Source organism: Proteus sp. PR00208 (genome assembly GCF_016238545.1).
Taxonomy (GTDB): Bacteria; Pseudomonadota; Gammaproteobacteria; order Enterobacterales; family Enterobacteriaceae; genus Proteus.
Genome location: NZ_JAEHQE010000023.1, coordinates 70,299 through 81,886, shown reverse-complemented (window position 1 = coordinate 81,886; position 11,588 = coordinate 70,299). Strand labels below are relative to the sequence as shown.

Genomic DNA, 11,588 nt, shown 5'->3' with positions numbered 1-11,588 from the left:
CAACACGAGTGGTGAGGGTAAGGCAACAGACTTTATGGTCGATACAGTTGCACCATCAGCACCAGTATTAAATGCGGAAGATAATGGTTCTGTTTCCGTTGAACTGCCGGGGGATGCAAATAAAGGTGATACCGTAGAAATTACCTTTGAGGATGAAAATGGTGATAAACAGACTGTAACAATGGAGAAAGGGGATAATGGCTGGACATCTAGTGATCCTAATTTGATCCCAGACAGTCAGGGTAATAACACTACTATTCCATCTGATAATGTAAAAGATAACAGTGAAGTGACCGCAGTTGCTAAAGATCCAAGTGGTAATGAAAGTGATCCGGCAACAGCAACATCTAAAACAGATGTGTTACCGACAGTGAGTATCAGTGTTGATACAACATCAACGGATAGCAAAGGGGATAAGATTAGTGCAGATGCCTCTGTTTCCGGTGAAGTAACTGAAGTTCCTGCAACCGTTGAAGACACAGATGGTACTACCGGATTAGTGTATACCGTTGCTTTGGATTCTGTTGCAGCACAAGATGTGACTGTGACAATAACCTTAACAAATGGTGTGGGTCATGCCAGTGCGCCAGATTATTCAACGCTTGCAGGCTCTCAGCACGACGGAAAAATTGTCCTGCATGGTGACACAGGCAAAGTAACGTATGATGGTGCATCAACAGTAACGGTTGTTATTCCTGCTGGCTCTAAGAGTGTTTCATTTATGGTTGATCCAACAATGGAAGCTAACCAAAATGCATTTAATGCCGAGGGTATGGAAAAAGTGGTTGCAACCATTACGGGAACATCTGACAACGCTACAGCCGCAACAGATATAGTAAATAATGCGGGTGCTTCAGCAACGGGTGTTATTTATGATGGTAACCCGATTTCATTACGTAATCTGGATGGTGATTTTACGCTGAAATATTCGTTATCCTCATCTAAAGCGGGAACAAACGATTTTGGATATACCATCGGTGCTAACAGCGGTGATGCTGATCCTATGTTAACAACTGATTATAACGATACAATTTATGTTGGTTATTATCAGGATGGTAGCGAAACTTCATCATACAGCAATGTGGCTAACTCTTCAGATAATGGACCTGATGGTACAAAAACAGATGGTAATCAAAGTATTACAACTGTTGATTTAGGGGCTGGTGATGATCTGATGGTGGTTCGCGGTAATATGTTAGCCAATACCCGAGTCTATGCTGGTGAAGGTAATGATACTTTTACTATGGATGGTATGAATATGGCGTTGCGTGTTATGTATGCTGGCAGTTATCTCTTTATGGAATCTGGTGATGACACCGTTACGATTAAACGTACAGGGGTAACAAATGCTGGCCAAATCTATCTTGGCTCAGGCAGTGATACTTTTACCCAAGGTGATGCTAATTCTCAAAATAATACCGAATTATCTGGTTTATTAGATCTGGGGAGTGGTACTCAAGCTAAGTCAAATCTGCCAAAAGAGTATCTTTCTGTTTATCAGGATGGTGGCAATTTCAGTCTGGGTAATGACAATAATATTGACGCGGTTACGGATGTTAATACTGTCACTATTTATGGTTCTGTATCTGGTGAAATTCTAGGTGGATACGGTAGTGATAATATCACTATCACTAAAAACCTAACTGGTAATGTTTCTGTTGGTGATAATACTGATACCTTAACTGCTGGGTGGATTTATGGTGGTGCTACTGTTTCTATGGGGGACGGCAATGATACTGTTACCGTCACTGAGGGGGCATATAACACAACTATTTCACTAGGGGCAGGAGATGATGTATTTGATTCCACTGGTGCAACTTTAGGTTCAGCTGCGACGACCATTGATGGTGGTGACGGGAATGACACAATCAAAATAGGCACTATTTCAAATGGTAAAATAACCATTGATGCGGGTGCTGGTGATGATATCGTTGTTCTGACAAAAGACTATGATCCTAAACCTATTGGTAATCAGGGTTATATTAATGGTGGAGAAGGTAGTGATACTCTGGTTCTGACAGGGACTATTTCTGTCAATCTGGCGACAGGGAAAGATGAAGGTATTGCTGGCTTCGAGAAAGTTGATATGACTGTTGGCAGTGATCTGAAAGTAGATAATGCATCTCAAACCGTCAAATTAACAGCATCGGATGTATTGGGAATGAATGCAAATTCAACGATTTATATTTCCGGTGATGCTAATGATAAAGTTGATTTAGGGGCTGACGGAGTTAACACCTTAGGGACATTTACCGCTACAGCCACAACAACTAAAGCAACTGCATTAGATGGCACTGAGCATACTTATACGCTTTACAGTAGTGCAAGTGGTGCTAATGTCTATATCGATAATAATATTATTGATAATGGAGGTGTTTTCTAATTATCTGTTTTAATTAAATCTAAGGCTGCTCGTTCGAGCAGCCTTATTATCCAATCATAAATTTCTATATTTAGATTGTATTTTTTATTAGAGGTAATATCTGTGTTTTCTATAAATAAACTCAAAATAATAACGTTTGTTATTTTTGGAGGCGTATTATTTAATTCACATGCGAATTCTTTAAAATATATATTAAATAACTCATTAAATAATGCGCCCGAGTTATTAGAAGCTAAAGCCGATATAGATATAGCGGTTGCAAGAGTTAATCAGGCTAGGGCTCAACATTTTCCCGTAATAAGCGTCACTGGAAATAAATTATTAGGACAATATCATCGTGATGAAAGTGATTATGATAATAATAGTTTTACTCCAGGACTAAGAGGAGAATTAAATCTCTATTCTTTTGGTGGAATAGAAAATGATGTTGAACGTAATGAAAAAGAACAGCTCTATTATCAATTTAAATATAGCGAAACGAAAGAAAATGTCGCTTACACCATATCAGATCTCTATTTAAAAGCATTGTTAGCCAAAGAATCTATTGCGGTAAAGAAAAAAAGCTTAGATAGGCATAATAGAATTATCTCTGAATTAAATGTGATAGCCCGTAATGATGAAGGGCGTATTTCTGAATATGTTCAGGCAGAAGCAAGAAAAATATTAGTAGAGCAAGATATTAACTATTATGAAAAAGAATTAATGACAACGCTGAGTACGTTATCAAAATATACAGGGTTTCCGGTTGGAGAGAGTGATCTTGTCAATCCTTTTGATGGAATGACAGTCAGTGATATGTATAGAGAATTCACTGCGGAAAATAATAATCAAAATCCGGCCTATCTTGTGAGCCAAGCCGATATAGACGCTAAAAAAATGGGCGTTAAAGTTGAAAATAAAAAACAATTACCAAGAATTAATTTAACTGGAAATATGACTAAAGATGATCGTCAGATAGGTATTGATGTGACATGGGATATTATTAATTTTTCATCATTATATTCTGTTGATGAAAAAGTAAGTCAGTTAAATGCGGCTCAACAGAGAATGGATAGGGTTATTCGAGACATTGAAGAAGCAAGACGTTTATCGGTAATTAATATCCAAAAAAGTACTCAAAAATTAAAGATATTAGATGCACAAATTTTATCATCGACAAAAGTAGTCGATTTTTATCAATTACAATTTAATGTTGCACGCCGTTCTTTGTTAGATGTTTTGAATGCAGAAAAAGAGTTATCTGATGTTGAATTATCTTACGCCACAACATTGGGCGATCTCAGACACGGGATGCTTGATTATTTGTATGCACAAGGAACACTTTCTCGCTGGGCACTTAATTCACTCACACACTAATAAATTAAGGTAAATATTGTAGTTATGAAATTGATCATAGAAGGTCTTTCTCTTACAACTCAGTTATTAGGCACACATTTATCCGTGGCTACACTAACTGCGCATACAATCCGTACCGCAAAGATGGGAATTGATTTTTCATCACTGATTGAATATCTGAAGAGTGAAGGATTTGAAAATACATTATCACAACGTTTATTAGATGATATTCCCTCTCTGGCTATGCCAGTATTATTATTATTAAAAAATGAAGAGAGTGCCGTTTTAACAGAAATTTCATTTGATGAAACTGGGCAACGTAAATATAAAATTCAGCAAGTCGATGGTTTATCTGTTTGGTTAACTCAATCAGAATTAAATGAAAAGTATTTAGGTTATTGTTGGTTTATTAAGCCTCGTATCGCAACAGATGTACGTTCAGAATTGCCTGAATATACGATGCCTAAGGCATGGTTTTTTAAAGTTATTTGGCGCTTTAAAAAATATTATTATCAAATTATTCTCGCCACTTTTGTGATTAATTTTCTAGCACTTGTTAGTTCATTATATGTCATGAATGTTTATGACAGAGTGATACCAAATAAGTCATATCAAACTCTCTGGGTTTTAAGTATTGGTGTAATTCTTGCAATATTATTTGAATTTACAGCAAAGATGATCCGAGGACGGTTAACTGATATTGCTGGTAAAAAAGCTGACCTAATTATCAGCTCGGCTTTATTTAGAAAGGTTACCAATCTTAAATTACAGGAAAGACCTATATCATCTGGTTCCTATGTTAATAATTTACGAGATTTCGAATCTGTCCGTGATTTTATGACGAGTGCGAGTTTATTAACATTAGTAGATATGCCTTTTTTAATTTTATTTGTATCTGTAATTGCGCTTGTTGGGGGCAATTTAGCTTTTGTACCACTTACGATAATTCCACTGGTTATTATTGTTGGGCTTTTAGCTCAAATACCTTTATCAAAATATATTAATGAATCGATGAAGGAATCATCTCAAAGACAAGGATTAGCAGTAGAAGCTATTGAAGGTATAGAAACGTTAAAAACGAATAATGCAATGAGTTGGGCACAAAAGCGTTGGGATTATTACACGGCAAAAACAGCTTCTTCATCAATGAAAGTTAAAAATATCAGTAATTTTGTTATTTATTTTGCTGTTATGATGCAACAGTTAAATACGATATTTTTAGTTATTATCGGTACTTATTTAATTCATAGTGATGATCCCGCAAATAAAATTACGATGGGGGCTTTAATTGCAACAGTTATTTTATCCGGTAGAGCATTATCACCATTAGGGCAAATTGCGGGTTTAGCTATACGTTTTCAACAGGCTTGGGTCGCATTAAAAGGTGTAAACGGCATCGTTGAAAGACCTTCAGAACGTGAACCTGATAGGAAATATATTACGTTAAAACAAATGAATGGAAATATAAAATTCCAAAATGTTTCATTTGCTTATAATCAAGATAGTAGCAGTGTAGTGAAAAATTTATCATTTGAAATAAAGCCGGGTGAAAAAGTTGGAATACTTGGGCGTATTGGCAGTGGTAAATCAACGACTTTAAAATTAGCTGCTGGGTTATATCCGACGGAACAAGGGAACATCACACTAGATGATGTCGATATTCGCCAAATAGATCCTCATTATTTGCGTAATCAGGTGTTGTTATTAGAGCAGGAACCAAGGCTATTTTTAGGTAGCTTAAGAGAGAATCTTGATTTAGCTCGTATGGATGGTTTTTCTAGTGATCAAGATTTGATTGTAGCACTAAAGCGATTTGGTTTAGATAAAGTCATTAAAAAGCATCCAAGAGGCTTAGATATGTCCTTGGGGGAGAATGGGTTAGGTCTTTCTGGTGGGCAAAAACAAATTGTTGCTTTGGCTAGAATGACGATGAGAAATCCAAAAGTTGTCTTACTTGATGAACCAACAACGGGACTTGATCAATATTCAGAAATTCAGGCATTAAATGCCATTTCAGCATGGTGTCGCACAAGAACATTATTAGTTGTTACTCATCGACCTCAGGTTCTGAGTATCGTCAACCGAATAATTGTTGTTGATAACGGTAAAGTTGTGATGGATGGCCATAGAGATGCGGTTTTACAGCAGTTAGCTAAAAATGAAAAAGAAAAACAAATGACTGTTCACTCAAAAGCCAAAATAGATAAGTAAGATTGAGAACGTTGAAATGAATGAATTAAATAAAAAACAAGTGACGCCTCCAAGTCATTCTAAAGAAGCTTTTTCTAATAAGGATTTAGCACTTCTAAATGACTTACATGCAGCACTTCAGCACGAAAAACATCATAAGAGCTTTATGATGATCACAATGTTGCTGATTTTTTTGATTATTTTTGTTATTTGGGCATGGAACAGTAGTCTTGAAGAAGTTACTCGTGGGCAGGGTAGTATTATTCCCAGCAGCCGGGAACAGATCATTCAGACACTGGATGCCGGAATATTAAAAAGCATGGAAGTCAAGGAAGGGGATATTGTTGAAAAAGGACAGGTATTGCTGACTCTTGATGATACCCGTTCCTCGGCTATTTTGAGAGAGAGTGAAGCGAAAGTTGATAATCTTGAAGCCATTCGAGCAAGACTTAAAGCGGAGGCATATTCTACTGAACTAAAATTCCCTGAGGGATTAGCCGCTGATTTAGTGGCGCGTGAAACAACGGTATACAATATACGTAAAGAGGCGCTGGGATCAGGGGTAAATAATTTACAAAAAAGCAAAGCTTTATTAGACAGAGAGATCGCAATAACAAGACCTATTGTTGCACAAGGTGCGATGTCTGCTGTGGAATTGTTGCGAATGGAGCGACAGTCAGCCGATATTCAATCTCAGATAAATGAAAAGAAAAATAAATATCTAACGGAAGCAAGTGCTGAATTAGTTAAAACGGAAGCAGAATTAGCTCAGGCAAGGGAAAATATGGCAGGGCGTGCTGATCCGGTCGAACGAGCATTAATACGGGCTCCATTAAGAGGTATAGTCAAAAATATACGTATTAATACTGTTGGCGGAGTAATTTCAGCAGGGCAGGATATTATGGAAATTGTCCCATTGGAAGACCAACTATTAGTTGAGGCTTATATCAGCCCGAGAGATGTTGCTTATGTCCGTACAGGAATGCCTGCATTAGTCAAACTAACTGCTTATGATTACGCTATTTATGGTGGATTGGAAGGTATTGTTACTTTAGTTAGCCCAGATACATTGCATGATCAAAAGAGACCTAGTGATTTAAAACTCAATCAAGATGAAGCTTTTTATCGTGTGTTAGTCACTACACAGAGTAGTCATCTTACTGACAAAAACGGAAAGGAATTACCTGTCATTCCAGGGATGATTGCTGGTGTGGATATTAAGACGGGTGAAAAAACAGTATTTCAATATTTGATTAAGCCAATAACTAGGATGAAACAAGCATTACAAGAAAGATAATTCTATTTTTAATATTATGCAGTCTTGTTCATATAATAAGGCTGCATTAGAAATAATATTTTAAGAGAGAACAAGAAAAGTCATAATGCAATAAAGGGATTGTTTCGTTTGAAAAGAGATATTGAAAATTATGAAGAGTAGAAAGCAAAAAACCAGCCCTAAGGCTGGTTTTTCTAAAGATGGTGCCCGAACTCGGAATCGAACCAAGGACACGGGGATTTTCAATCCCCTGCTCTACCGACTGAGCTATTCGGGCTAACGAGGCGCATTAAACCGTATTCAGCGTGATGCGTCAACGTCTTTTTAATAAAAAATGCAAAAATAAGTTTGTTTGCTTTCTTTTTACTCTATTCGAGTTTAAATTTTCATCATAAGCTATTTTTTAGTAAAAAATGCTTAAATAACAATCAGTAAAGATATTCACTTTTTTGCATATCAAAGAGAAAACCTGCTCTTTTTTTGATGATTAAATTTGTTTTTTGCTACTCTACAGATAGAAATTGAGTACAAACAAAAAAACAGATCATTTGTCTCGTTTTCTAACGCTTACAACTAACTTAATGCACCATTTTTTCGGCATTGAGCAATCTTAAGAATATCTTCTGCCAATAATTTTGCTGTAATAATATCATCAGCATGATGATTCACCATTAAACGGCTTAAACAGCCTTCTAAGATGAGCTCCATCTGTTTGGCAACTAACTCGCTATCTTCGATATCAAGCTCGCGTAGTAGCGTTCTAGAGTAATCAAATGAGCTTTGTTTTTGACGTTGGCTTAATTGGTGGATTTGAGAGTGCTCATCAGGATATGCGCTACAAGCAGCAACAAATAAACAACCTGGGAATCGGTTTTTTTCTAAACGCATAGCGAGTTGATCGTAACGTGCCAGTAGTTTTTGTTCGATAGAGAGTTCTTCATCTAACATTACTTGGCGTTGCCAAATATCAATTTGCTGTCCGTGGTGGCGAAGACAATCAAAAATCAATGCATCTCTATCAGGCCAGAAAGGGTGAAGATCAGATTCGTTGATACCCGAATCTTGAAGAAGCTCAGGTAAGGTTGCAGCTAAGCCGTATTGCTCTAATTGGATAAGTACGTGGTCTAATAACGCTTCACGTTGCACGGAAATCTCCTTAAATCACGTTGTCGCGAGAACATCATAATTAGCAGACTTTAGCTAAAAATGAAAGCGAGGAGCGATAAGCTAAAATGAAAATACCCCATCTTGCGACAGGGTATTTTCTTATTTTTTATTTCTTTTAAGTGCTAAGCACTTTTTTGCAATGTTTTAATTTTTTACTTCAAACTACAAAATCATACCGCCGAAGAGGAAACCAAATCCGACAGCTAATACCACACCAATAGTACCTGGGATAAAGAATGGGTGGTTGAAGACTAATTTACCGATACGAGTTGTACCTGTGTCATCCATTTGAACTGCTGCAACCAATGTTGGGTAAGTTGGCAGAATGAACAGACCAGAAACCGCAGAGAAAGAAGCAATTGCAGTTAATGGAGTTACACCTAATGCTAAAGCCATTGGCATTAACGCTTTCGCTGTTGCTGCTTGAGAATATAACAGAGCAGAACAGAAGAAGAAGATAACTGCTAATAACCAAGGATGGCCAGTGATTAAGTCACCCGCAGTCAGTTTGATCCAATCGATGTTACTTGAAACGAAAGTATCACCTAACCATGCAACACCCAGAATACAGATACATGCACTCATACCTGCTTTAAAGGTGCTTGAGTTTAGGATGTTGTCAGTTTTCACTTTACAGAAAACAGTGATTAAGGTTGCAACACTCAGCATGATGATAAGAATGGCGTTAGTGGTGTTCATTAACGGTTCTTTCACGATACCTAAGCTTGGGCTGTTGATAATTGCATAAGTTACAACACAGACAACACCCAGTAAGAACAGCATTACAGATGATTTAGCACCTGATAATGTTTCTCTACGTTCTTGGCTACCACGTAATTCAACCAGACCTTGTTCTAAACGCTCACGATAGACAGCATCATCAGACAGTTTTGAGTTAAATACCCAAGACACGATAAATGACATCAGAATGATAGCAAGGAAAGTTGCTGGTAATAAGATAGACAGCAGAGTGATATAACTTACAGTGTTACCTTCACCCACCATTGCAGGGTTTTCCATGACAGAAGCCATGTAAACAACAGCCGCAGAGATAGGAGATGCAGTAATACCGATTTGAGCTGCAACAACACCGGTTGATAAAGGACGGCAAGGTTTGATGCCTTGTTCTTTTGCAACTTCAGCGATAACTGGTAGTGTTGCTAAAGAGATGTTCCCTGTACCTGCAAATAGAGTTAAGAAATAAGTCACAATAGGCGCAAGAATTGTGATGTATTTTGGATTGCGTCTTAACAGTTTTTCAGTTTGGCCAACAAGATAATCCAAACCACCAGCAACCTGCATCGCAGAGATTGCGGCAATAACAGCCATAATGATGGAGATAACATCAAAAGGGATTGAACCAGGTTTAACACCGATAGCAGCTAAAACTAAAACCCCTAAACCACCGGCAAACCCGATACCAATTCCCCCAAGTCTCGCACCGAGGAAAATGGCCAGCAGAACGATAATCAATTCTACGGCTAACATAGCGTTTACTCCTTGAGATAATTAAAAAAATGAGAAAGATAAGTTAAATTTTTGTTTTTACAATCAAGTAAAAAGGCACGTCCCTTAAAGAGTCCGTGCCTTGTATTTTTAAGAGCTCATTCTTATGTTTAACATGGTTATGTTATGAAACATAATTATTAATCATCAAAGCGTTTTGCTTTGTAAGCCGGGTTTTTTAAGTTCTCAACAGAGAAGATATCATCCAGTTGTTCTTCGGTTAATAAACCACGTTCTAGAACAACTTCACGTACACTCTTACCTGTTTCTGCACAAATCTTACCAACGATGTCGCCGTTATGGTGACCAATGAATGGGTTCAGATAAGTAACGATACCGATTGAGTTAAATACGAAGTGTTCACAGATTTCTTTGTTCGCAGTGATACCATCAACACATTTTTCTACTAAGTTACGGCAAGCGTTGCTTAACAGAGAAATTGATTCGAACATTGCTTGACCAATTGCAGGTTCCATTACGTTTAATTGTAATTGACCAGCTTCAGCTGCCATAGTGACACAAGTGTCATTACCGATAACTTTAAAGCAAGCTTGGTTAACAACTTCTGGAATAACTGGGTTTACTTTAGCTGGCATGATTGAAGAACCTGCTTGTAGTTCTGGAAGATTGATTTCTTTCAGACCTGCACGAGGACCAGAGGACAGTAAACGTAAGTCATTACAGATTTTAGACATTTTCACAGCTAAGCGTTTTAATGCACCGTGAACCATGACATAAGCACCACAGTCAGAAGTTGCTTCAATTAAGTCTTCTGCTGGAACACAAGCTAAACCAGTTACTTCTGCTAATTTTTTAACAGACAGTTCTTGGTAACCAGGCGCTGTATTCAGACCAGTACCGATAGCTGTTGCACCTAAGTTCATTTCTAACAGTAACTCAGCAGTGCGTTTCAGGTTTTTGATTTCTTCTTTCATCAGTACAGAGAAAGCGTGGAATTCTTGACCTAAAGTCATTGGTACAGCATCTTGTAATTGAGTACGACCCATTTTCAGGATGTCTTTGAACTCAACTGCTTTTCTATCAAAACCTGCTTTCAGCAGTTCGATAGATTCTGTTAATTTGATAATAGAGTTATAAACCGCTACACGGAAACCACAAGGATAAGCGTCGTTTGTTGATTGGCTCTTATTGACGTGGTCATTTGGGTTCAGGTATTGGTATTCACCTTTTTGATGGCCCATTAATTCCAGACCGATGTTTGCGATAACTTCATTGGTATTCATATTTAATGAAGTACCTGCACCGCCTTGGAATACATCAACTGGGAATTGATCCATGTGTTTACCTGTTTCTAATACTACGTCACAGGCTTTGATAATCGTATCAGCGATTTCACGAGGAATAGTGTGAAGCTCTTTGTTTGCTAATGCAGCAGCTTTTTTCACCATTACCATACCGCGGATGAATTCTGGAACATCATTGATGGTACGATCACTGATGTAGAAGTTTTCAATTGCACGTAAAGTGTGGACGCCGTAGTAAGCATCAGCAGGAACTTCTCTTTTACCTAACAGGTCTTCTTCGATACGAGTTTTATTTGACATGAGAACCTTCTTATTAAAATTTTAACTGTCTAGTTATGCGCTTGTTAATAAAATATATCGTTAACGGTTAATAATGTAATATAACTTACCGTTTTGCTTGGTACTGACACGATCATATTCGGGTTGTGAACAAATACCTTTAAGCTGGATCACTTTATACGTAAAT

The 11,588-nt window shown here is 37.4% G+C and carries 7 protein-coding genes and 1 tRNA gene; 4 read left to right on the top strand and 4 right to left on the bottom strand.

Annotated features, from left to right (window positions below):
• The 4 genes from JEP36_RS15010 to JEP36_RS14995 all read left to right on the top strand — a co-directional run.
• Positions 1–2,383 (top strand): beta strand repeat-containing protein (locus JEP36_RS15010; RefSeq protein ID WP_409339570.1); only part of this gene is annotated, 2,383 nt, incomplete at its 5' end.
• A gap of 102 nt (positions 2,384–2,485) precedes the next feature.
• Positions 2,486–3,739, top strand: coding sequence for a TolC family protein (locus JEP36_RS15005; RefSeq protein ID WP_198621027.1), 1,254 nt, complete (start codon positions 2,486–2,488; stop codon positions 3,737–3,739).
• Between the two features lie 24 nt (positions 3,740–3,763).
• Positions 3,764–5,929, top strand: coding sequence for a type I secretion system permease/ATPase (locus JEP36_RS15000; protein WP_198621028.1), 2,166 nt, complete (start codon positions 3,764–3,766; stop codon positions 5,927–5,929).
• Positions 5,930–5,945: 16 nt separating this feature from the next.
• A complete protein-coding gene (locus JEP36_RS14995; protein ID WP_198621029.1) occupies positions 5,946–7,205 on the top strand; it encodes an HlyD family type I secretion periplasmic adaptor subunit in 1,260 nt (419 codons plus the stop codon).
• A gap of 180 nt (positions 7,206–7,385) precedes the next feature.
• Here the strand turns inward: JEP36_RS14995 and JEP36_RS14990 are convergent.
• From JEP36_RS14990 to aspA, 4 genes are all read right to left on the bottom strand, one after another.
• A tRNA-Phe gene (locus JEP36_RS14990) sits at positions 7,386–7,461 on the bottom strand.
• Between the two features lie 296 nt (positions 7,462–7,757).
• Complete coding sequence (gene dicD, locus JEP36_RS14985) at positions 7,758–8,330, bottom strand: division control transcriptional repressor DicD (protein ID WP_109374260.1); 573 nt, start codon at positions 8,328–8,330, stop codon at positions 7,758–7,760.
• A gap of 183 nt (positions 8,331–8,513) precedes the next feature.
• Positions 8,514–9,839, bottom strand: coding sequence for an anaerobic C4-dicarboxylate transporter (locus tag JEP36_RS14980; protein WP_198621030.1), 1,326 nt, complete (start codon positions 9,837–9,839; stop codon positions 8,514–8,516).
• Positions 9,840–9,997: 158 nt separating this feature from the next.
• Positions 9,998–11,422: an aspartate ammonia-lyase gene (gene aspA / locus JEP36_RS14975; RefSeq protein WP_109374261.1), complete on the bottom strand. Its 1,425-nt coding sequence runs from the start codon at positions 11,420–11,422 to the stop codon at positions 9,998–10,000.
• Positions 11,423–11,588 lie beyond the last annotated feature (166 nt).

What these genes read in the sequence shown, in the direction of transcription:
- JEP36_RS15000 (WP_198621028.1), top strand. Translation starts at nt 3,764, where the DNA reads ATGAAATTGATCATAGAAGGTCTTTCTCTTACAACTCAGTTATTAGGC.
- JEP36_RS14995 (WP_198621029.1), top strand. Translation starts at nt 5,946, where the DNA reads ATGAATGAATTAAATAAAAAACAAGTGACGCCTCCAAGTCATTCTAAA.
- JEP36_RS14980 (WP_198621030.1), bottom strand. Translation starts at nt 9,839, where the DNA reads ATGTTAGCCGTAGAATTGATTATCGTTCTGCTGGCCATTTTCCTCGGT.
- aspA (WP_109374261.1), bottom strand. Translation starts at nt 11,422, where the DNA reads ATGTCAAATAAAACTCGTATCGAAGAAGACCTGTTAGGTAAAAGAGAA.